The 21,575-nt window shown below is 64.4% G+C and carries 23 protein-coding genes; 14 read left to right on the top strand and 9 right to left on the bottom strand.

The window, feature by feature from the left end:
- Positions 1–222: 222 nt before the first annotated feature.
- Positions 223–1,926 carry a phospholipase D-like domain-containing protein gene (locus tag RFM52_RS00115; RefSeq protein WP_320293846.1) on the top strand — a complete coding sequence of 568 codons (1,704 nt, stop codon included), beginning with the start codon at positions 223–225 and terminating at the stop codon, positions 1,924–1,926.
- A gap of 160 nt (positions 1,927–2,086) precedes the next feature.
- Here RFM52_RS00115 and RFM52_RS00110 read toward each other — a convergent pair whose 3' ends face one another.
- A complete protein-coding gene (locus RFM52_RS00110) occupies positions 2,087–2,419 on the bottom strand; it encodes a hypothetical protein (RefSeq protein ID WP_320293845.1) in 333 nt (110 codons plus the stop codon).
- A gap of 220 nt (positions 2,420–2,639) precedes the next feature.
- On the opposite strand from RFM52_RS00110, the gene RFM52_RS00105 reads away from it, so the two are divergent.
- Together RFM52_RS00105 and RFM52_RS00100 are read left to right on the top strand one after the other, a co-directional pair.
- The gene (locus tag RFM52_RS00105) at positions 2,640–3,566 is read left to right on the top strand and encodes an ABC transporter ATP-binding protein (RefSeq protein WP_320293844.1); all 927 of its coding nucleotides are present in this window, start codon (positions 2,640–2,642) and stop codon (positions 3,564–3,566) included.
- Positions 3,563–4,324, top strand: coding sequence for an ABC transporter permease (locus tag RFM52_RS00100; RefSeq protein WP_320293843.1), 762 nt, complete (start codon positions 3,563–3,565; stop codon positions 4,322–4,324). Before RFM52_RS00105 ends, RFM52_RS00100 begins: the two co-directional genes overlap by 4 nt.
- Positions 4,325–4,611: 287 nt before the next feature.
- Here the strand turns inward: RFM52_RS00100 and RFM52_RS00095 are convergent, their stop codons facing one another.
- A complete protein-coding gene (locus tag RFM52_RS00095; RefSeq protein WP_320293842.1) occupies positions 4,612–5,649 on the bottom strand; it encodes a phosphatidylglycerol lysyltransferase domain-containing protein in 1,038 nt (345 codons plus the stop codon).
- A gap of 94 nt (positions 5,650–5,743) precedes the next feature.
- Here RFM52_RS00095 and RFM52_RS00090 point away from each other — a divergent pair, with 94 nt between their 5' ends.
- A complete protein-coding gene (locus RFM52_RS00090) occupies positions 5,744–5,962 on the top strand; it encodes a GNAT family N-acetyltransferase (RefSeq protein ID WP_320293841.1) in 219 nt (72 codons plus the stop codon).
- A gap of 280 nt (positions 5,963–6,242) precedes the next feature.
- On the opposite strand, the gene RFM52_RS00085 is transcribed toward RFM52_RS00090, so the two are convergent.
- A complete protein-coding gene (locus tag RFM52_RS00085; RefSeq protein WP_320293840.1) occupies positions 6,243–8,240 on the bottom strand; it encodes a PhoX family protein in 1,998 nt (665 codons plus the stop codon).
- Positions 8,241–8,473: 233 nt separating this feature from the next.
- Between RFM52_RS00085 and RFM52_RS00080 the strand changes: the two genes are divergently transcribed.
- The 3 genes from RFM52_RS00080 (at position 8,474) to RFM52_RS00070 (ending at position 9,887) form a co-directional block, all read left to right on the top strand.
- On the top strand, positions 8,474–8,812 hold the full coding sequence (locus RFM52_RS00080; protein WP_320294436.1) for a hypothetical protein: 339 nt from the start codon (positions 8,474–8,476) through the stop codon (positions 8,810–8,812).
- A 14-nt stretch (positions 8,813–8,826) separates the two neighbouring features.
- Entirely contained in the window at positions 8,827–9,528 is a 702-nt protein-coding gene (locus tag RFM52_RS00075; protein WP_320293839.1) for a phosphatase PAP2 family protein, read from the top strand.
- An 89-nt stretch (positions 9,529–9,617) separates the two neighbouring features.
- Complete coding sequence (locus RFM52_RS00070; protein WP_320293838.1) at positions 9,618–9,887, top strand: helix-turn-helix domain-containing protein; 270 nt, start codon at positions 9,618–9,620, stop codon at positions 9,885–9,887.
- 10 nt (positions 9,888–9,897) lie between these two features.
- Here the strand turns inward: RFM52_RS00070 and RFM52_RS00065 are convergent, their stop codons facing one another.
- A complete protein-coding gene (locus tag RFM52_RS00065) occupies positions 9,898–10,824 on the bottom strand; it encodes a DMT family transporter (protein WP_320293837.1) in 927 nt (308 codons plus the stop codon).
- A gap of 132 nt (positions 10,825–10,956) precedes the next feature.
- Entirely contained in the window at positions 10,957–11,403 is a 447-nt protein-coding gene (locus RFM52_RS00060) for a MerR family transcriptional regulator (RefSeq protein WP_320293836.1), read from the bottom strand.
- A 30-nt stretch (positions 11,404–11,433) separates the two neighbouring features.
- Between RFM52_RS00060 and RFM52_RS00055 the strand changes: the two genes are divergently transcribed.
- Positions 11,434–12,078, top strand: coding sequence for a hypothetical protein (locus RFM52_RS00055; protein ID WP_320293835.1), 645 nt, complete (start codon positions 11,434–11,436; stop codon positions 12,076–12,078).
- A gap of 345 nt (positions 12,079–12,423) precedes the next feature.
- Here the strand turns inward: RFM52_RS00055 and RFM52_RS00050 are convergent, their stop codons facing one another.
- Positions 12,424–13,278 (bottom strand): SMP-30/gluconolactonase/LRE family protein, encoded by an 855-nt coding sequence (locus RFM52_RS00050; RefSeq protein WP_320293834.1) that lies wholly within the window; start codon positions 13,276–13,278, stop codon positions 12,424–12,426.
- 113 nt (positions 13,279–13,391) lie between these two features.
- On the opposite strand from RFM52_RS00050, the gene RFM52_RS00045 reads away from it, so the two are divergent.
- On the top strand, positions 13,392–14,186 hold the full coding sequence (locus RFM52_RS00045) for a helix-turn-helix domain-containing protein (protein ID WP_320293833.1): 795 nt from the start codon (positions 13,392–13,394) through the stop codon (positions 14,184–14,186).
- Positions 14,187–14,378: 192 nt separating this feature from the next.
- On the opposite strand, the gene RFM52_RS00040 is transcribed toward RFM52_RS00045, so the two are convergent.
- Positions 14,379–15,311, bottom strand: a complete 933-nt coding sequence (locus RFM52_RS00040; protein ID WP_320293832.1) for a CHAD domain-containing protein — start codon at positions 15,309–15,311, stop codon at positions 14,379–14,381.
- The gene (locus tag RFM52_RS00035; protein WP_320293831.1) at positions 15,308–15,781 is read right to left on the bottom strand and encodes a CYTH domain-containing protein; all 474 of its coding nucleotides are present in this window, start codon (positions 15,779–15,781) and stop codon (positions 15,308–15,310) included. The genes RFM52_RS00040 and RFM52_RS00035 overlap by 4 nt, the downstream gene beginning before the upstream one ends.
- A gap of 91 nt (positions 15,782–15,872) precedes the next feature.
- Here RFM52_RS00035 and RFM52_RS00030 point away from each other — a divergent pair, with 91 nt between their 5' ends.
- The 5 genes from RFM52_RS00030 to RFM52_RS00010 all read left to right on the top strand — a co-directional run bounded on the left by RFM52_RS00030 (position 15,873) and on the right by RFM52_RS00010 (position 20,215).
- On the top strand, positions 15,873–16,577 hold the full coding sequence (locus tag RFM52_RS00030) for a CerR family C-terminal domain-containing protein (RefSeq protein WP_320293830.1): 705 nt from the start codon (positions 15,873–15,875) through the stop codon (positions 16,575–16,577).
- Positions 16,574–17,527, top strand: a complete 954-nt coding sequence (locus RFM52_RS00025; protein WP_320293829.1) for an HlyD family secretion protein — start codon at positions 16,574–16,576, stop codon at positions 17,525–17,527. Before RFM52_RS00030 ends, RFM52_RS00025 begins: the two co-directional genes overlap by 4 nt.
- Positions 17,524–18,444 (top strand): ABC transporter ATP-binding protein, encoded by a 921-nt coding sequence (locus tag RFM52_RS00020; protein WP_320293828.1) that lies wholly within the window; start codon positions 17,524–17,526, stop codon positions 18,442–18,444. Before RFM52_RS00025 ends, RFM52_RS00020 begins: the two co-directional genes overlap by 4 nt.
- Positions 18,441–19,577 carry an ABC transporter permease gene (locus tag RFM52_RS00015; RefSeq protein WP_320293827.1) on the top strand — a complete coding sequence of 379 codons (1,137 nt, stop codon included), beginning with the start codon at positions 18,441–18,443 and terminating at the stop codon, positions 19,575–19,577. Before RFM52_RS00020 ends, RFM52_RS00015 begins: the two co-directional genes overlap by 4 nt.
- A 212-nt stretch (positions 19,578–19,789) precedes the next feature.
- A complete protein-coding gene (locus tag RFM52_RS00010; RefSeq protein WP_320293826.1) occupies positions 19,790–20,215 on the top strand; it encodes a VOC family protein in 426 nt (141 codons plus the stop codon).
- A gap of 136 nt (positions 20,216–20,351) precedes the next feature.
- On the opposite strand, the gene RFM52_RS00005 is transcribed toward RFM52_RS00010, so the two are convergent.
- Positions 20,352–21,329: a threonine/serine dehydratase family protein gene (locus RFM52_RS00005; RefSeq protein ID WP_320293825.1), complete on the bottom strand. Its 978-nt coding sequence runs from the start codon at positions 21,327–21,329 to the stop codon at positions 20,352–20,354.
- Positions 21,330–21,575 lie beyond the last annotated feature (246 nt).

The following is a 21,575-nucleotide window of genomic DNA, read 5'->3' as shown; positions in this document are numbered from 1 at the left end:
AAACAGAACGCAGTGTGAAGCAGTTCATAGAATTATACTTGACGCTGCAAAACATTGACATCCGATCTTCTGCCGCCGCATAATCATCTCCGTCACCTTTTCGACATTCTGTTTCAAACGATCCGGGGCCCTGCTTCCGGCACGGATACTTGTTGGCTGCATTGGTGGGCCGGACATGCCGGCCGCGCTTTGGGAACAACGACAGATGCCGAGGAACGACAAATGGCCGCCGAGATAAAAGTATCCGTCTACACCAATGGCGACGACGCCTTCGTCGCCTGGGCGCCCAGCGACTTCATCGCCGGATGCCGGGGCTTTCTGCTCGAGCGCGGCCGCAAGGCCGGCGCCACCGAGAAGATCGAGCCGGTGGAGAACCGCGTCGGCTTCACCAAGGACAAGCCGAAATCGGGCGACCACAGGCCGTCGGACGTGTGGCCGTTCCAGCGCTTCAACTGGACCGACCATGCGGCCGATGTCGGCAATGTCGTGCGTTACCGGGTGACCGCGATGCTGAGCGCCGGGCCCGGCAAGCCGCTGACCAAGGGGGTGTCGAGCGACTGGACGGACTGGCATACGCTTGCCACCGACGCCGGCGGCGGCTTCTCCTGCTATTTCAACCGCGGGCTGGTGCTGTCGCAATTCGTCGCCCGCTACATGGCCAAGAACAAGCTCTCGCCGGCGGCGTTCAAGAAGAGCCTGCAGACCAATGGCGACGCGAAATTCCGCGCTTTCCTGGAAGGCGATCTCGGGCTGCGCATGGTGGGGCTGACGCAAGGCGCCGGCGACGAGCTGCATGCCGCGCTCTATGAGCTCGGCGACGCGACCCTGGAGACGGCGCTGATCGGGCTCGGGCCGCGGCTCAACCTCATCCTCGCCAACGGCTCCGACAAGAGCGGCGACGGCAACAAGGATGCGCGCAAGAACCTCAACGACCACGGCATTCCAACCATCGACCGGATGCTGAAATCGAAAGGCCTCGGCCACAACAAGTTCGTCGTCGTCTCGGAAGACGGCGAGCCGAAGAAGGCGTGGACCGGCAGCACCAACTGGAGCACGACGGGCCTGTGCACGCAGGTCAACAACGGCTTGCTGATCGAGGACACGGCGGTGGCAGCGCATTACCGCCAGCATTGGGATCTGCTGAAGGACGCCTCGCCGCCGAAGACCGACCCGGCCAATTTCACGCCGGCGCTGATGGCGGACAACGACGCCCCCAAGACCTTCACCGTCGGGACAGCCAAGACGACCGTCTGGTTCACCCGCACCTCCGACGGCGCCGACATGGCGGCGTTGCGCGACGTCATCACATCGGCCAGGCAAGCGGTGCTTTTCCTGATGTTCACGCCGGGCAAGCAGGGGCTGCATACGCTGGCCGGCCAGCGCGCCCGGGAAAAAGGCATGTATGTGCGCGGCGTGGTCTCGACGCTGAGCGCGGACGAGGGCGGCACCGAACAGAACTTCCTCGACATCGACCTGGTGAGCAGCGATCGCAAATTCACGCCGGACCGCTACACGGTGGCGCAGCCGCAAGGCCTCGACGCGCCGCTCGGACCGTGGATCGCCGAGGTCAACCGGCGGAGCTTCCTGTCGCAGATCGGCCACGCCATCGTGCACTCGAAGATCCTGGTAACCGACCCGCATTCGAACGACTGCGTGGTGGTGACCGGCAGCCATAATTTCTCGGCGCCGGCGAGCGAGAAGAACGACGAGAACCTGGTGATCGTGCGCGGCCACCGGAAGCTCGCCGCCGCCTATGCCACCTACGCGATGTCGGTCTACAGCCACTATCGCTACCGCTCCTACATCCGCGAGATGCGGGCGCAAGGCAAGACGCCGTGGAGCTACCTCGACGACGACGATCAATGGCTGAAGACCGAGCTCCGGACCAAGGCGCAGGAGATCGCCTTCTGGACGGCGCAGACCTGATTTCCTTCTCCCCCCGCTTGCGGGGGAAGGTGTCCGAAGGGCGGATGAGGGACAGCGCCGGCGTTCGTATTTGGCGCCCCCATCGCCCTGCTTGCCAGGGTCAGCACCACCCCTCATTGCTGCTTGCGATCAGGTCGGCGCCTGGCGACGGCACTCACAACTACTTCTGCCTGGACTGTGCCGTCTTCAGCGCTGTTTCCAGCGACAGGTCCGTGTCCTCGACAGTTTCTTCAATGGGCAGTCCAACCCGGATCGCGTTGGCAGGTGGAGTGAACGTCGGGGTCGCGTCATTGACCCTGTTCACAACCCAAAAAAGAAGTGCCATGACCGCGATGTACACTACAAGGAAAATCAGCAAGCCAGCGTTCCCGTAGGAACGTGCTATCCAATGTGCGGTCGACAAGCCGAAAGGCGCAACGGAAAGCCCGGCAAAGATCAGGCCGTAAAGAAGGCGGACCAGACCTCTGCGAAACGGATAGCTCTGTTTGAACATGCCATCATAGTGTGGCGATACAGTTGCAAATTGTTCAAGCGCCCTATTTGAAGTTGAATCATTTCGACAATTGGCGATTCCCGTCGCCGGGCATTCTCCCCGCTTGCGGGGAGAAAGAGGCTCACTGTCCAGAACTGTCAGCAGCGGCGTCGATTCACGGTTGCACCGGGCGGCAACCGCCCTATATCAAGTCACCTTTTCCAGCCGGCCGTATTTCAGCATGTCATCCATCATCTCGATCTCCGGTGTCACGAAAACCTATGCCACCGGTTTCGAGGCGCTGAAGGAAATCAATCTCGACATCGAGCGCGGCGAGATTTTCGCGCTGCTCGGACCGAACGGCGCCGGCAAGACGACGCTGATCTCGATCGTCTGCGGCATCGTCAACCGCTCGTCGGGCTCAGTCAGCGTCGACGGCCACGACATCTCCAAGGATTACCGCGCGGCGCGCAGCCTGATCGGGCTGGTACCGCAGGAGCTGACCATCGACGCCTTCGAGACGGTCTGGGCGACGGTGAATTACAGCCGCGGCCTGTTCGGCAAGGCACCCAACACAGCGTTCGTCGAGAAGGTGCTGCGCGACCTGTCGCTGTGGGACAAGAAGGATTCCAAGGCGATCACGCTGTCGGGCGGCATGAAGCGCCGGCTGATGATCGCCAAGGCGCTGGCGCACGAGCCGCGCGTGCTGTTCCTCGACGAGCCGACGGCCGGCGTCGACGTCGAGCTGCGCCAGGACATGTGGGCGATGGTCAGGCGCCTGCGCGAGGACGGCGTCACCATCATCCTCACCACGCACTATATCGAGGAAGCCGAGGCGATGGCCGACCGTGTCGGCGTCATCAACAAGGGCGAGATCATCCTGGTCGAGGACAAGGCCGAGCTGATGCGCAAGCTCGGCCGCAAGCAGATGAGACTGGAGCTGCGCGCGCCGCTTACCGCCATGCCCGACGGGCTTTCTCGCTATTCATTGGAGCTGTCCGCTGACGGCAACCAGCTCACCTACACCTATGACAACCAGAGCGACCGTCCAGGCGTCGCCTCACTGATCCGCGACCTCGAGGCGGCCGGCATCCAGTTCCGCGATCTCGACACCAAGAACAGCTCGCTCGAAGAGATCTTCGTCAATCTCCTGAGGCAAGAGCCATGAACCTGCGCGCAGTATGGGCGATCTACCGGGTGGAGATGGCGCGCGCCTTCCGCACGGTGCTGCAGAGCATCATCTCGCCGGTCATCTCGACATCGCTCTATTTCGTTGTCTTCGGCTCGGCCATCGGCTCGCGCATCAACGAGATCGACGGCATCCCCTACGGCGCCTTCATCGTGCCCGGCCTGATGATGCTGTCGCTTCTGACGCAGTCGATCTCGAACGCCTCCTTCGCCATCTATTTCCCGAAATTCGTCGGCTCGATCTATGAGCTCCTGTCGGCGCCGGTCTCCTATCTGGAGATCATCATCGCCTATGTCGGGGGTGCGGCGACCAAGTCGATCATGCTCGGCCTGATCATCCTCGCCACCGCGGCCTTGTTCGTGCCGCTCAGGATCGAGCATCCGTTCTGGATGATCGCCTTCCTGGTGCTGACGGCGGTGACCTTCAGCCTGTTCGGCTTCATCATCGGCATCTGGGCAAAGACCTTCGAGCAGCTGCAGCTGGTGCCGCTGCTGATCGTCACGCCGCTCACCTTCCTCGGCGGCAGCTTCTATTCGATCCACATGCTACCCGGCATCTGGAAGACGATCACGCTGTTCAACCCGGTCGTCTACCTGATCAGCGGGTTCCGCTGGAGTTTTTACGGCAAGGCCGACGTTTCGGTCGGCGTCAGCCTCGGCATGACGCTGGTGTTCCTGGCCATCTGCATCGCGATCGTGGCCTGGATCTTCAAGACCGGATATCGGCTGAGGAACTGACCTTCGCTGTACCGCACTTGAGCGGCCGCAACGCTTGGAAATTAGCCGCGGCGCCAGTCCCGTCGTCATTCTATGGCGGAGCAAGGAGCGGAGCGACGCGCGCAGACCATAGAATCCATGCCGTTACATCTGAGCGTCGCTCACGGCGCAGAATTCTGCTCCGCCGTACTCTTCGTGCGAGGTAACGGCATGGATTCCAGGGTCTTCGCGACGCCGCTTCGCGGCTGCTGCGCCCTGGAATGACGAAGCTGCAAAGCTTCCGCCAACCGCAAAGGTTGGTGATATCGCTAAATCGCCTTGATCAGCCGCAGCAGGCCGAGCATCTCCACGAAAGTCCCCTTGCGGAACGCGATATAGGTCGGCTCCTCGACGCCGTGGAAGCGGCGCTTGAAGGCTGCCTGGCCCTGCAGGTTGAAGCGCGAGCGGTTGACCCAGGGCGAGTTGTAGGCGCGCTGGAAGGCGTTGCGCCAGAAATCCGATTCGGCGAAGCCGCTCGGCTCGATGTCGAGCAGCGGCGAGAGGCCGAGCGTCACCTGTGAGATGCCTTCCTCGCGAAAGCGGTCGACGGCGAATTTGGTCAGGCCGATTTCGGCATGCGGCGTCGCGTCGACCTGCTTGCGCTTGAAGGAGGTGGTGTAGCCGATCACCTTGCCGTCGCGAAACAGCGGGTCGAAATCGAGAATGGCGAGCAGCCGGCCCTCGGGGCTGTGCAGGAGGAAGCGACGCATGTCGGCGCCGAGCTCTTCGGAGAAGCGGCGGTTGAGGAAACCCATCTCCCAGCGCTTGATGATGCGCTCCTTGCGCCAGTCGGCTGACAGCTGCTTGATCTCTTCCTGCAGGATGTCGGCCCTGCCCTCGGCGAGGGTAAAACCCTTCTTCGTCAGCCAGCGCTCGGAATAGCGCACGGTCTCGTTGCGCTTGCCGGAAAAATCATGCGCCGGCAAAAGCAGCCTGGTGTCGATGCCGAGGCGATTGACCTGGTAGCCGAGGCCGGTCAGCACCTTGGCCGTGTCGGCGCCGATCTGGACGAACCAGGGGCGGCCGGCGGCCTCGACGAAGCGCTTGATATAGGCCGGGCGGTCGGCCGGATCGGCCACCGGGTCGCCCAGCGCAAAATGACGGCTCATCTTGGTGCCGAAGGCGATGTAGCCGTCGCCATCGCTGAAATAGGACAGTTTCTTCTGCACGGCCGTGGAATAGGCGAGCGAGAAATCGCCGTGGCGGCGGACCAGCGCGAGGCGCTCCCCGTCCGTCAATTCGCGCCGCGGAACCTTGGGCGCCACGGCATCGAGAAGCCTGTCGAAATAGATGCGCAGGGGCGCCATGAGCTCCGCGTGCCAAGAAGTTATGACCTGCCGCCCTCAGGTCGCGAATCGCCGCGCGGCCGGTCACGTCGCGCCAGCGCGATATAGGATGCAATTGGCGGCGAATGAAGGGCAAACGTCCGAAAGCGTCCGTATCGTCCATCGGTGGCCGCAACAGGGCGCGAGCTTCGTCGCGGGCCGGATCGCGGCACGCGGCGAGGTTGCGTACCTGCACGCCTATGAGAGCAGTGCCGCGGCGATCGGGCTTTACGAGTCCATCGGCTTCCGTCTCCGAAGCATGATGAACATGGCGGTGGTTCAACGCGCCGGATAATTGACGTAGGAGATTGGCTCAAGGCGCCGTGACTTCGTCATCCACGGGCGGAGCGGGAGCGAAGCGGACGCGTAGACCCGAGGATCCATGCCGTGACTCTAAGGCGGCGCTGCAGCGGTGCAGAATTCTGCTCCGCTGTACTCTACGACCAAGGTAACGGCATGGATTCCAGGGTCTCCGCGACGGAGCTTCGCTCCTGCTCCGCCCTGGAATGACGACGTTGGGGAGGTTTCGGCCAATCCCCAACGTCCGTGATCATGCATGCCGATGCGGCAGCAACTCACACCGCGATCTTGCCGCCGCCCTGCTTCGTAATCGCGACGACCGAAGGCCGCACCGGCATGTCCGGCTTGAAGTCCGGCCAGCGGGTCGACGGATCCTCGTAGTAGGACGGACGGCCAAAGCCTTCCCAGTCCTCGCCGCCATCGCCCGGATGCTGGACGGCGACGAAAGCCGTCTGGTCGTCCGGCGCGAAGAGCGGGCCGCACATTTCAGCGCCGATCGGCACGCGGAAGAACAGTTTCGAAGTCGCCCGCGCCAGGCCTTCGGTGTCGACCGCCCAGAGGCCGTCGGTGCGGCCGGTGGCCTTCGGGCCCTGGCCGTCGGTGGCGACCCACAGCCGCCCGGCGGAATCGACGGCGCAATTGTCCGGCATGCCGAACCAGCCATGGGCGGTGGTCGCGGTCGAGAAGGTGGCGCCGACATCGGCCACCGACGGATCGCCGCATTTCAACAACACTTCCCACTTGCCCTTGGCAGCGGCGAAGTCGCCGCCATCCTCGACGATCTCGATAATGTGGCCGAAGGTGTTGTCGGCGCGCGGGTTGGCGGCGTCGACCTGCTCGGCCTTGCGCTTGGAATTGTTGGTCAGCATGACATAGACCTTGCCGTTGGCGGCATTGGGCTGGATATCCTCCGGCCGGTCCATCTTGGTGGCGCCGAGCAGGTCGGCGGCGCGGCGCGTCTCGATCAGCACGTCGGCCTGGGACGCAAAGCCGTTCTCCGCCGTCAGCGGGCCCTGCCCGAACACGATCGGCATCCATTCGACCGAACCGTCCTCGGCGAACTTCGCCGCATGCAGCGTGCCGTCGTCGAGCAGGTTCATGTTGGCCGCGCGGTCATCGGGATTGAACTTACCGGCGGTGACGAATTTGTAGACATAGTCGAAGCGCTCGTCGTCGCCGAGATAGAAGACGACGCGGCCGTCCTTGGTGACGATCGATTCGGCGCCCTCATGCTTGAAACGGCCCATGGCGGTGCGCTTCCGCGGCACGGAATTGGGATCGTTGACGTCGACCTCGACGATCCAGCCGAAACGGTTCGGCTCGTTCGGCTCCCTGGCGAGATTGAAGCGATCGTAATGCGCGCCCCACTCATAAGCGCCTTCCGGAATGCCGAGGCGCTTGTAGTTGGCGGCCTCCTTGTGGCCCGCCGGCAGGTCGCCGGAAAAGTAGCCGTGGATGTTCTCCTCGGCCATCACATAGGTGCCCCAGGGCGTGACGCCGCCGGCGCAATTGTTGAGCGTGCCGATCACCTTGGCGCCGGACGGATCGGCGTTGGTCTTGAGGCGATCGTGCCCGGCGGCCGGGCCTGACAGCGCCATTTCGGTGTTGGAGGTGATGCGGCGGTTGAGCTTGCCGTCGCGCACCACCTGCCACTTGCCGTCCTGCTTGCGGATCTCGACGATGGTGCCGCCATGCGCGGCCATCTCGACATCGACCTGCTGCTTCGAAAGCGGTGCGACCTCGGCCTTCTTCTTCCCGTCCTTCTCGACGACCGAAACGATGCCGGGGAACATCAGATGCGGGTTGGTGTATTCGTGGTTGACGACCAAAAGGCCGTGCTCGGCCGAGCCGTCGATCGGGATATAGCCGACATAGTCGTTGTTGTAGCCGAACTGCCTGGCCTGTGCCTCGGCCGACTGTTTTGTCGGATCGAACTCCGGCGAGTCGGCGAAGAGCGGATCGCCCCAGCGCAACAGCACGTCGGCGTCATAGCCCGGCGCGACATGGTGCCTGTCGTCGATGCCGGTCTCGAGCTCGTCGAATTTGAAGGCCGAGCCTTCGGCAGCGCGCGCCTCGTCGGCGGCGACCAGGGCCAGCGGGCTGACGGTGGCGGCGATGGCCGAGACAGCCAGCGAACCCATGAGGAAGCCGCGGCGCGAGAAACGCGCGGCGATGATCTCACCCATGGTGCGGTTGTCGGTCGGGTTAACGGGCGGGCCGTCATTTTCCTCGAGCTGGCTGGTACGGAAACGGGTCTCAGGGGTCACGGTCATGTTGTTCCTCTGGCTTCTTGAGGTGGCTGGGGATTTGACCTTTCGACCCCTAAAGCGCGCCGATCACATTTTCGTGACATGGCCGTGATTTGCCAAGCTGTCGATGCCGGCCGCTTTCTCGCCGTCACTATACGGGAGAAGGAGGCTTCGCCGCGATCAGCTTGACGGCTTCGCCCGCTTCGGAAACAAGGGCGGCGGCCGACGCGGCGACGGCGTTCAAGAAGGGACGGCAAGTGAGTTTCTGGGGACTGGCGCAGCTCGGCATTTCGACGGTGATGTTCCTGCTGGCGGCGATGGCGGCCAAGCAATGGGGGATGGCGCCGAGCCTTGCCAAACTGCTTTTGACATTAGCGCTCTACACGGCCGGCAATCTGATCATGCTGCGGCTGGTGCGCGAGTTCGGCATGTCGGTGTCGTTCAGCCTGTCGGCGGTGATCCAGCTTGTCGCGGTCAATGTCGTGGCGCTCGCTTTTTTCGGCGAACGGCTCAACGCTTTGCAGGCAACCGGCATGGTGCTGGCGATCGCCGCCGTCGCCCTGATCACGCTCGGGCCCTATATGCAGAAGCTCTAACCCTCGAGCCTCTCATGAAGCCATCCGTCGGCGCGCTGCTTGCCAAGATCGAATTCCCCCTGCTTCTGGCCGGGCTGGTCATCGCTGGCGGGCTGTGGGGCTTCGAGGAATTGATGGAGGTGGCGCGGGCCACGACGCCGCACGCCTTCGACACCGAGATCCTGCTTGCCTTCCGCCATGCCGGACAGCCGGACAGCCCGATCGGTCCGCTTTGGCTGCAGGGCGCGATGCGCGACATCACCGCGCTGGGCAGCACCGCCGTGCTGGTGCTGATCACGACGGCGACGATCGTCTATCTGCTCTTGATCCGCAGACCCGCGACGGCCCTGTTCATGTTCGCTGCCGTAGCGGGCGGGCAGGTGCTTTCCAGCCTGCTCAAGCTCGAGGTCGACCGGCCGCGCCCCGACCTCGTCTCGCATCTCGTCACCGAGACGTCGCTGTCCTTTCCAAGCGGGCACGCCATGCTGTCGGCGGTGACCTATCTGACCCTCGGCTCGCTGGCCGCCCGCTTCCTGCCGGACCGCAGGTCGAAAGTCTTCGTGCTTGGCCTTGCCGTGCTCACCACCGTGCTGGTCGGCACCAGCCGCGTCTATCTCGGCGTGCACTGGCCGTCCGACGTGCTTGCCGGCTGGTGCGCGGGCTTTGCCTGGGCCATGCTGTGCTGGCTTGCGGCGCGGCTGTTGCAGCGGCGCAAAGTGGTGGCCGACAGGGATTGATCGATGGTTGACGCATATAAATTGATGCTTTAGACATTGTAATATTTATAATATACATCTTCCATAGCTTCAAAGACAGGTTCCGGCCGATGATCACTGCCGCACAGATGCGCGCCGCGCGGGCGTTGACCGGCATCGACCAGAAGACGCTCGCCGAGCGCGCCGGGGTCTCGCTTCCAACGATCCAGCGCATGGAAGCGAGCGACGGCGTGGTCCGGGGCGTGGTCGACACGCTGATGAAGGTCATCCAGGCGCTCGACGCGGTCGGCGTGGAGCTGATCGGCGAGAACCAGACCAGCGAGCGTGGCGGCAGGGGCGTGCGCCTCAAGGCGACCGCGGCGCAGAGCCCGCAAGGCTGAGCGCAATCCTTCACATCGCCGCTTCGATCGGCTCGGCAAGCTTCGGATTGGCGCGCGCGGCAATCAGGCAGCCGGCAACGATGAGGCATGCCCCTGCCAGCGTGGTCCAGGCCACTTTCTCGCCGAAGAAGAACCAGCCAAGCGCGATCGCCCAGATGAAGGCCGAGTATTCGGTCGGGATCAGATATTGCGCTTCGGCCCGGGCGTAGGACCAGCTCATCAAGAATTGCCCAGCGAGCGACAGCAAGGCCACCCCCGCCAGGGGAAGCCAGAGATCGCTCGGCAGCGCAATGGCGAGCCAAGGTGCCGCGGGACCAAGGATGAGTGCGACGAAGAGGTTCTGGAACAGCATGATCTCGACCGGCCTGGCCAGCAGCGCCTGTTGCCGGGATAGGATCAGATTGTAGGCATAGAACACCGTCGAGACGAGCACCGCGACCGTGCCAAGCAGGGCATCTTGCGAATGGCTGGCCGCCCCGAACTGGCCGGCCAATATGATCGCGACGCCCGCCATGCCGGCCAGCGACGCCCAGACCGCCTGCCGCCTTATGCGCTCTCCTAACAACAATGCCGCGAGCAAAAGCGCAAACAGCGGGGCGACGAAGCTGAGCCCGATCGCCTCGGCGAGCGGCAGCCTGGCCAGCCCCCAGAAGAACAAGACCAGGACGATGCCGACAATCGCGGCGCGCAGCGCATGCAGGCCCAGCACCGGAAGGGCCGGCTTGGAACGCGACCCCGCCGACCATGCCGCGCCGGCGACCATTGTGGCGACCACGCTGCGCCACAGCAGCGTGTTATAAACGCCGACCGCGATGGCCAGAGACTTCATTGCCGCATCCATGCCGGACAGCAGGAATATCGCCAGCGCGCATATGAGCACGGGGATCATCGGCGAAACGGCGCCGTTCAGGCTGGATGTCTTCACGGCTTCGCTCATGTGACGGATGAGAGCCGGATAGTGCTGAGCAGGCAACGAAGCCAGATGGCAGCGCCGTCGATGTGGCGGTCCAATCCCAATCGGCGTCGTTGCCGCCGTGACGACGCTTACCAACATCCTACAGCCAGCTAGCTACTGTCCGCAGCAGCCGCCTTTGGCCGACGCTGCCATATCCTTGAAGATCACGCAGTCTTGGCCGGGACCCCCTGCACATGCGACGTTGCATCGTGTCACGAAGCTCTCCAGCCGCCGTTCAAGCAAACGAAGTTCGTTGAGTTTCTGGCGGACTTCATCGAGGTGGGCTTGTGCTATGTCGCGCGTCTCCACGCAATCGCGCCTGCTGCTGATCGACAGGTCCAGCAACACCCTGACCTGATCGATCCCGAAGCCGAAATCTCGGCATTGCTTGATGAAGGTCAGCCGCCCCAGATCATCGTCGTCATAGGTGCGTTGACCTCCGGCTGTGCGTGGTGCCGGAGGCAGCAATCCGATCTCCTCATAGTAGCGGATGGTGGGTGTGGTGACGCCAGTGGCCTTGGCGAGCGCCCCGATGGTGAACACGCGGACGTGAAGATTCATCGCAAAAATACTCCTTGAACCTAAAGTTACTTGAAGGAGTACGCTGCCTTCAAGGTGATGCGAGAGGAAAGTTCGCTGATGGGCTTTTTCGGAAATCGTGTCGTCCTCGTCCGTTGGACGGCGGCAATGCTAGCCATCTCGGCGCTCCTATTTGCCGCCGCCGTCTTGATGGAAGGGGGCGAGCATCGGGAGCCCGCGAGCATCGCCGCGCAAAAGGAGGGCGCCGAGGCCCAGGAACAGGGCGGCCATGATGAAGCGGCCGAAGGCCCTACTGAGGAACAAGCTCGTAAGAGCGCTGAGGCCGGTGAAACGGGTAGTCACGCTGAGGCTGGAGAACCCGACGGCCACACCGAAGAAACGATCCTTGGCATCAACCTCGAAAACCCCTGGCTGGTATGGGGGTTCGTCGGCGTCTCAATCTTACTCGCCGCCGCCGTCAGTCGGTTTGGGTCCATTGCACGGCTCGGCAACGCGGCGCTCTTGCTGGCCATCCTGCTGGCGGGTGTTGCTGCAATTCTCGACGGCCGCGAGGTCTTCCTGCAACTCGCTCGGGGCAACGCAAGCGTCTCCGGCCTCGCCGGGCTGACGGCGCTTGCCCACGCCGCGGTCGTTATCCTGGCCGTGCTGGCCTGGCAGGCTGCTTCTGGTCCAGGAATGGAGAAAGACACGCAATGAATATTGGCAAGACAACAGCAGGCACCGGCCTTGTTCTGGTGCCTGCGCAGTTTGCTGTGGGGCCCTGATTGCGCCGCCGATCACCGCCGCCCTCGCGGCCGTCGGTGTTGGCTTGGCATCGATCGGCCGGCTTGGCTTGGCTTTGGTGGTTGTCGCCGCGGGTGGGCTTTACCTTCTCTCGCGCCGGAAGGCCGTGCCCAACGCCACCTTTCAATCAGCGATGGCACAGAGCGATTGCGGCTGCGGCCCGTCTTGCCCCTCTGTGGTCGAGGACGATGCGCTACCGATCGCCTGCACCCTTGCCGGTTCTCCTAAGCACCTTTCTGACATTCGCAGCTGCACCTCTCAATTCAGCGCCAGTGCCGCGACCTCGCCCTCGCCCATCAGCGGCACGAAGATGCGCTTGCCGTCGGTGCCGATGTCGGCGCTGCCGGGCTTGAAGTGCGCCACCGCAGTCGGCGCGCCGCCGGACTTGTAGCTGTAGAGCGTGCCGGTCATGTAGGCGGTGGCGTAGATGGTGTCGCCTATGGCGATGACGCCGTCGAGATCGGCGAATTTCTGCGCGCCCGGCAGCGGCGTGACCTTCTTTGTGGCGAGGTCGACCGACAGCAGGCCGCCGGGCTCCGCGGTGCTGAAGTCGGTCTTGTTGATGCCCTTGCCCCAGGACGCGACGATCAGCCTGTCGCCATCGGCGAAGACGCCGTTGGGCGAGGCCAGCAGCGCGTCCTTGACGAACAGCTCCGGTCTGTCGCCGTCGATGCTGTAGATCGCGTCGGCCAGCATGTCGCTGACATAGACCTTGCCGGCGCTGTCCTGCGTCATATCGTTGAGAAACACGGCGCCGGGCACGTCGATGGTCTCGACCAGCTTGCCGCTGGCGAGATCGACGACGCGCACCTTGGTGATGTCGGCGGCATAGAGCCTGTCTCCGGAAATCGCCATGCCCTTGGGCGCGTCCATGCCGTCGACCCAGTGGCTCGAGATGACCTTGCCGTCCATCGACAGGAGCGACAGGTAGCCATTGCCGTCCGCCGCGCCGGGATTGCCGACGATGTTGGAGACGACGATGCGGTCGTGGGCGGCATCGACAAGCGCCGATTCCGGCTGCTCGAAGCCGGTGGCGCGCCAGAGTTCGCCGGCCTGCGCGGCGGACACCGCGGCGATGGCGGCGAAGACGATTGAAGCGATGAGACGTTTCATGGGTGCTCTCCTGTGATGACGGCGGAGAGCTAGGATTTCCGATACTTTCCTGGAAGGTGGAACGAGACTAGTATCGGTCTTCGATACCAAATCGGATGAACGAGGCGCATTCCATGAACGGTCCGATCTTCGAGGCGCTGAAACGGACGCTGAAGGCCAAGGGCCTGACCTACCGGACGCTGGCCGAGCGCATGGGCGTTTCCGAGCCGACGGTGAAGCGCATCTTCCATGAGCAGAACTGCAAGCTCGACCGGCTGATGGAGATCTGCGCCGCGGCCGATGTCGAGCTGGAGAACGTGCTCGGCGCGATGAACCGGGGGCCAGGCCCGGCCAACCGCGTCGGGCCGGAGATCGAGCGCCGCCTGTCGACGCGGCCGGCGCTGCTTTTCGTCTTCATCATGCTGTCGGAGAAATTCACGGCCGAGGGCATCATGCGCTCGCAGGGCTTGAGCGAAGCCTCGATGTTCCTCTATCTGCGCGACCTCGAGGAGCTCGGGCTGGTGGCGCTGGGCCGCGGCCTGTCGGCAAGGCTGCTGATCGACACGCCGATCCAGTGGGATTTCGAGGGGCCGCTGAAGCCGCATTTCGAGATGACCAACAAGAATTTCGTCGGCTGGGCGCTCGGCCATATGGAGCAGGGCGCGACTTTCATCAGCTTTTCCAGGCGCATGCGGCCGCAAACCGCGGAGATGCTGCGGCGCGAAGCCGAGGAGCTCGCCGAACGCGCCAGGCTGCTCGCCCACCACGACCAGCACACCACGCCGGAGGACCAGCTCACCGGTTACAAATGGACCTTTGCTTTTGGAGCGACGCCGTTTCCGGCGATCATGCCGATCGGCCCGCACCCGAGGGATGCGGGGGCGCGGGTGGGCGGAGCCACAAATGGAAAGCGGCCGCTGCCGGCGTAGCGCTTTCCCCTTCTCCCCTTGTGGGAGAAGGTGGATCGGCGCGCAGCGCCGAGACGGATGAGGGGTGTTCCAGCGGAGTGAGACGTTGGCGAATTCCGACTGGATGAGCGGGAGCGTCAAGCTGGAGCACCCCTCATCCGGCCGCTTCGCGGCCACCTTCTCCCACAAGGGGAGAAGGTAAGGGCGCCGCGCTCACGCCGCTTTCGCTTCTTCCTGGGATCCCGCGAGGTCGTCGCGCGCCTTGCGGGCGAGCCTCTTGGCCGAGCGCTTGGGGCTGTCGCCGAACAGGTCGGCGGCCTCGGCAAGGCAGGCCTTGGTCAGGCTCTTTTCGGAGCGCTTCAGCAGCTTGCGCAGCAGCTTCGTGTCGTCGGCGTGGCTGAGCGGCTCGCCTTCGGCATCGAGCAGCGCGCGCATGACGAAGACGTCGTGCAATTCGCCGAGCTGTTCGCCGAGCCTGTCGACCGCCTTGCGGCGCGCCTTGATCGGCGTCGGCCACAAGCGGCCGAGCAGCGACAGATGCATGGAATGCGTCTTGGCCGCCTTGCGCAAATCGTGAAAATCCTCGTCCTCGCCGCGCGCCTCCGCCTTGTCCAGCGCCTTCTTCGCCCGCCGCAAGGTGGCGCGGGCGCCGTCGGCGAGGATGTCGGCCGCCTGCTCGGGCTGGTCGGGCAGGGCCAGCCTGTCGATGCGCTCCAGACCCTCCCGGCAAGCGGCTATCGCCGCATTGATGGCGGCGTCGAGGCCGGGACCGGCATGGAGCTCATGCTGGCGCAGCACCAGCCGCTCGCGCACGGGGTCGAGGCCGCCGCCTGCGGATTGTTCCGGAAAGGCATCGGCCAAGCGGTCGACGGTCTCGATCAAGGCGGTCGCCTCGCGCGGGCCGGCCAACAGCGCCGACACTTGCTTATAACATTCGTTCTCGGTCTGGCAGAACGGTTCGTCCCCGGAACGAACCAGGCGCAGCAAGGCGCGCACGCTTTTCAGCCGCTTGCGGCATTTGTGCAGCCCCTGCTCCGGCTTCTCGCGCGCCATCTCGAGATGGGCGATTGCCTTGCCGATCTCGTCGGCCAAAATGCGCCTGACCTCGCCGGTCAGCGGCAAGCGCGGATCGATGCGGAAGCTCATGCGGCGATCTCCGGAATCCCCCCGAGGGCCAGCGACGCGTTGTAGAATCTCGACTCGCCGGTGACCTCGCGACCGAGCCAGTCGGGCAGCATTTCGTCAGATACGTCCTCCGGCGTCTCCAGCTCCGCGATCACCAACCCCGCGAGCTTGCCGCCGAAAACATCGACTTCATAGAGATAGCCGCGGTGTCTAACATGGTGGCGTGTCTTCTCGATGACACGTCCGATGGCAAACGCCGTCAATTCCTCGGCCTCGGCAAGCGGGATCGAATATTCGAACTCGTCGCGCTCGCGCGCCCTGTCGCCGAACTTCAGCGTCAGCCTGGCGGAGCGCCCGTCGCTGATGCGCACGCGCACGGTGCGGCCGGGCTGGGCGGCGACATAGAACTGGCGAATGCGGATTTCCGCCTCGATCCCGTCGCGCCAGGCCGAACTGGAGACCAGGAACTTACGCTCGACTTCCTTGCCCATGGCCGGGCACTAAAGCCTGTGAGGGCTGAGAAGGCAAGCCGACTCAGGGGTCAAATTTGACTTTAATCAATCGATTGATTAAAGTTGAGACATGAACAGGCAACCAGGCATAAAAAGGCAGCAGCGCGAGGCCACCACTGCGGAGCAAACGCGAACGGCGCTTGTGCACGCCGCGCTCAAGCTGTTCGGACGGCAGGGTTTCGACGGCACCTCTACGCGCCAGATCGCGGCCGAGGCCAAGGCCAATATCGGCTCCATCGCCTATCATTTCGGCGGCAAGGAGGGCCTGCGCGCGGCAGCCGCCGACTTTATCGTCGACACCATCCAGGGGGTCGCCGGCCAGGCGCTGGGCGGCGCGCAGGCAGCCGCACCCCTCGACCCCGAGGCGGCCCGGGCCCAGCTTTTCGCGGCGCTCGAGCGGATGGTGGGTTTCGTCGTGGCCAGTCCGCAGGCCGGCGAGATCGTACAATTCGTACTTCGCGAGCTCTCGCATCCGACCGCCGCGCTCGACCGCATCTATGCCGGCGTGTTCGAGCCGACGCACCGACGGCTGTGCCAGATCTGGGAACAGGCGACCGGCGAACCGGCCGAGAGCGAGGCGACCAAGCTCACCGTCTTCACCATGATCGGCCAGGTCATCTATTTCCGCATCGGCCGCGAGGCGGTGATGCGCCGGATGGGATGGCACGGGATCGGCAATGAAGAGGCCGCCAAGGTGGTGGCGGTCACGACCGACAACCTCAGGGCAATGCTGGCGGCGCGCGGGCCGGCCGCCGGCAAGAAGGGCAAATCATGAGTTTCCTCTGTTCGCTGCCGCTCGCGGCGCAACTGTTCGGCGCCTGCGCGCCGACAGCACCTTTGGCCGTCGGCTATGTCGAAGGCGAATATGTGCTGATGGCGCCGATCGAAGTGGCCCAGGTGGCGACGGTGACGGTCAAGCGCGGCGACCGCGTCGAGACCGGCGCGGCGGTGGCGACGCTCGAGGACGCCGACGCCAAGATCGAGGTGGCGCAGGCTGAGGCCGCGCTGGCGCAGGCGCAGGCCCAGCTCGCCGATTTGCAGGTCGGCAAGCGCCCCGAGGAAATCGCCGTGCTCAAGGCCGAGGTCGACATGGCCAAAGCCCAGGCCGCCGACGCCAAGCGCAAATATGACCGCGCCAGCGACCTCTACAAACGCGGCACCGGCACCCAGGCCGACTACGACACCGCCTCGGCTTCGCTGGAGACGGCCAACGCCCAGGTCGGGCAGGCGGAAGCCAATCTCGCCGTCGGCAACCTGCCGGCGCGGGCCGAGACCATCAAGGCCGCCGACAACCAGGTCAAGCAGGCGCAATCGAGCCTGGAGCAGGCCCGGTGGCGGCTGTCGAAGCGGGTGCTGACCGCGCCCTCGCCCGGCCGCGTCAACGACGTCATCCGCAACCCCGGCGACACCGCCGGGCCGACCGCGCCGGTGATCTCGATGCTGCCGGACGGCGCCGTGAAGCTCAGCGTCTATGTGCCGGAAAGGGCGTTCTCGGCGGTCAAGGTCGGCACCGAGCTCGACGTCCATTGCGACGGTTGCGGGGCAGGATTGAAAGCGCGCGTCAGCTATGTCTCGCCCGATCCCGAGTTCACGCCGCCGGTGATCTATTCGCTCGAGAACCGGCAGAAGCTGGTCTATCTCGTCGAGGCGCGACCGGAGGGCAATGCGGGACCGCTGCAGCCCGGCCAGATCGTCGATGTCGATCTCGCGGATCTCGGGCAATGAACGTCATCGACGTCCGCGGCCTGGTCAAGCGCTTCGGCGACAAGACCGTCGTCGACCACGTGACGATGACGGTCGCCGAAGGCGAGATCGTCGGCTTCCTCGGGCCGAACGGCTCGGGCAAGACGACGACGATCCGCATCATGTGCGGGCTTCTGACGCCGGATGAAGGCGACGGCACGGTGCTGGGCTTCGACATCCGCACCGACGCGCTCAAGATCAAGCGCGAAGTTGGCTACATGACGCAAAAATTCTCGTTCTACGAGGACCTGACGATCGGCGAGAACCTCGAATTCGTGGCGCGGCTCTACCAGCTGAGGCCGGTCGAGCAGTACGTGGCGAGGACGCTGGAAGAGCTCGGCCTGGCGAGCCGCCGCAACCAGCTGGCCGGCACGCTTTCCGGCGGCTGGAAGCAACGACTGGCGCTGGCCGCCTGCATCATGCACAAGCCGAAGCTGCTGCTGCTCGACGAGCCAACGGCCGGCGTCGACCCCAAGGCGCGGCGCGAATTCTGGGACGAGATCCATCGGCTGGCCGGCGGCGGACTGACCGTGCTCGTCTCCACCCATTACATGGACGAGGCCGAGCGCTGCCATCGCATCAGCTACATCTCCTACGGCAAGATGCTCGCCACCGGCACGGTGGACGAGGTGGTGAGGAATGCCGGGCTGACGACGTTCGTGCTGCAGGGGCCGCTGCTCGACCAGGTGGCCGAAGCGCTGCAGGGTCGGCCCGGCGTCGACCAGGTGGCGCCGTTCGGCGCGACGCTGCATGTCGTCGGCTCCGACAAGGCGGCGCTGGAAAAAGCGCTGGCCGATGTCGAGAAGGAGCACGAGGACGTGACGGTGACGCCGGGCGAGACCAGCCTGGAGGATGTGTTCATCCAGTTCATGTCCGGCTCGAAGGACAACATGACATGAACGCGGTCTTCTCCTTCGCCAGGCTTGGCGCGCTGCTGATCAAGGAATTCATCCAGATGCGGCGCGACCGCATCACCTTCGCCATGATGCTGGGCGTGCCGCTGATGCAGCTCGTGCTGTTCGGCTTTGCGATCAACAACGACCCGAAGAGCCTGCCGGCCGCACTCGTGGCGACCAGCAGCGATCCCTACACGCGCGCCATGGTCTCGGCGTTGCAGACCACCGGCTACTACCGCTTCGACCATGTCGCGCAAAGTGCGGCGGAAGCCGAATTCCTGATGGCGCGCGGCGACGTCTCTTTCGTCGTCACCATTCCCGCCGATTTCGCCCGGCGGGTGGAGCGCGGTGACAACCCGCAGATCCTGATCGAGGCCGACGCCACCGACCCGTCCGTTGCCAGCGGCGCCATCTCCACGCTCGGCACCGTTGCCGGCCAGGCGCTGCTGAGAGCCCAGGGCACCCAGGACGCGGCCAGGGAAGCGGCGCGCGGCCAGCTCGATGTCGTCGTGCACCGACGCTACAATCCGGAAGGCGTCTCGCAATACAACATCGTGCCCGGCCTGCTCGGCGTCATCCTGCAGATGACCATGGTGATGATGACGGCGATGGCGCTGACCCGCGAAACCGAGCGCGGCACCATGGAGAACCTGCTCGCCATGCCGTCCAGTCCCGCCGAGATCATGCTGGGCAAGGTGCTGCCTTTCCTCGTCGTCGGCGCCGTGCAGGTGGTGGTGGTGCTGGTGGCGGCGAAGCTCCTGTTCGGCATCCCCTTCGTCGGCAGCCTGACGCTGCTGCTCTCCTCGGTGCTGGTCTTCGTGCTTTCGCTGGTGCTGCTCGGCTATACGATCTCGACCATGGCCCGCTCCCAGATGCAGGCGATGCAGCTGACCTTCTTCTTCTTCCTGCCATCGCTGCTGCTCTCCGGCTTCATGTTCCCCTATCGCGGCATGCCGGGCTGGGCGCAGACTTTCGGCGAGATCTTCCCACTGACGCATTTCTTGCGCATCACCCGCGCAGTCATGCTGAAGGGCGCGGCGCTGCCGGCGGTGGCGACGGAGATCGGCTGGCTGGTGGTGTTCGTGGCGCTGTTTGCCGGCGTGGCGCTGGTGCGGTTCAGGCGGACGCTGGACTGATCGCTTTCATAGACAAGCAAGAAGCTTACGAGCCGAGATAGCAGCTCCAGCGCTTGTTCGCGCCCAAATCACACTTCCGGTTTGGGCTTGATTTGGCCGATTCGTTCAATCGCCGCACAGCCCGCATTCGATATCTTGACAGACATATGGCCCGCGCCGCGACCGGGTCGCGGTCAGCGAGCGCAAAACGAACACAATAAAGGAGAAGTGCAATGAGAGCGCGATTTGGAATATTGACGCTCGGCGTGGACGATCTTGAGCGGTCGCTGAAGTTTTACCGCGATGGCCTTGGATTGCCCACGGAGGGCATCGTCGGGCAAGAGTTTGAGCACGGAGCGATCGCCATCTTCCATTTGGAAGGCGGCATGGTGCTTAGCCTGTTTCCGCGCAGCGACCTCGGGCTCGACGCGGGCATCGATCCTACACCACGCAGCCCCACCGAATTCAGCATTGGTCACAACGTGTCCAGCGAAGCCGAGGTCGATCGAGTGATGGCGCGGGCCGAAACTGCGGGAGCGCGTATCACGATACCAGCGCGCAAGACCTTCTGGGGCGGCTATGCCGGTTATTTTCAGGATCCCGACGGTCATCTCTGGGAAATCCTGCACAATCCGGCCTTCCTCCCGGCCGGTGAGTGAGCAGCTGATTAAGGAAAAGTGTGAGCGGTTATGCTCGGCGACTTCGCCGTAGCCTTCCGTCTGGAATTGCGTCAAAACAAGGAGATAGAGTGGTCTAGGCATTCGCCTCCGGGTGCCGCGATACCAATCGCCACTTCTACGCAGCAGCCATGATCCGCGCATAGGTGCCGAAATCGACATTGCCGCCTGACAGGACGACGGCAACGCATTTGCCGGCGAGGTCGATCTCGCCGGAGGAGAGCGCGGCGAACGCGACGCAGCCGCCAGGCTCGACCACAAGCTTGAGATAGGCCATGGCGTCGCGCATCGCCTGGGCGGCGGCCTCGTCGGAAACGGCGATGGCGCCGGCGAGATTGCGGCGGTTGATCTCGAAGGTGATGGCACCGGGTTCGGCGGTCAGCAGCGCATCGCAGATCGAGCTATGGCCCGGCTCGTTCGAGACCCGCTCGCCCTTGGCCAGCGAGCGGCGCGTATCGTCGAAATGTTCCGGCTCGACGGCCCAGACGGCGGTTTGCGGCGAAGCGTCCTTGACGGCGACGGAAATGCCGCTCGACAGGCCGCCGCCGCCGCAAGGCACGACGACGGCGTCGAGCGCCACGCCGAGCGCTTTCGCCTGCTTCATCAGTTCCAGGCCGATCGTGCCCTGGCCGGCAATGATCGCCGGATCGTCGAAGGGCGGCACCAGCACCATGCCCCTCTCGACATAGGGGCGTACGACCGCCATGCGGTCGTCCTTGAAACGGTCGAACGGCACCACTTCGGCGCCCATCTTGCGGACATTGCCGACTTTGAGCGCGGGCGCGTCGGCCGGCATGGCGATCACCGCCTTGACGCCGAACATGGCGGCCGAGGCCGCCACGCCTTGCGCGTGGTTGCCGGAGGAGAAGGCCACGACGCCACGGCCGCGCTCCTCCTCGCTCAAGCTCGACAGCTTGTTGTAGGCGCCGCGGATCTTGAAGGAGCCGGTGCGCTGCAGCGTCTCGGGCTTGAACAGGATGCGGCCGCCATAGCGCTTGTTGAGCTCGGGCGATTCGATCAGCGGCGTTTCGACGGTCAGGCCGGAAAGCCGCGCGGCGGCGGCGCGGATGTCGGAGATGCCGGGGAGGGTGGTCATGGCGGGCCTCGCAGGATGGATCCCGGCATGGTGCACGCAAATCGAGGCGTCGCGCCAACGAAAAAATGTGATGGAGACAAGGTTGGCGATGGTGGCAACTGCGGCGAAACGCTGATCTCCCCCGCAAGGGGGGAGATGGCCGGCAGGCCAGAGGGGGTGCTGTCCCGCCGGCCTGTCCTTCGTCATTCTAGGGCGGAGCAAGGAGCGAAGCGACGCGCGCAGACCCTAGAATCCATGCCGTGACGG

The organism is Mesorhizobium humile (assembly GCF_033977215.1).
GTDB lineage: Bacteria > Pseudomonadota > Alphaproteobacteria > Rhizobiales > Rhizobiaceae > Mesorhizobium > Mesorhizobium humile.
This window is presented reverse-complemented; position numbering and strand designations above follow the sequence as displayed.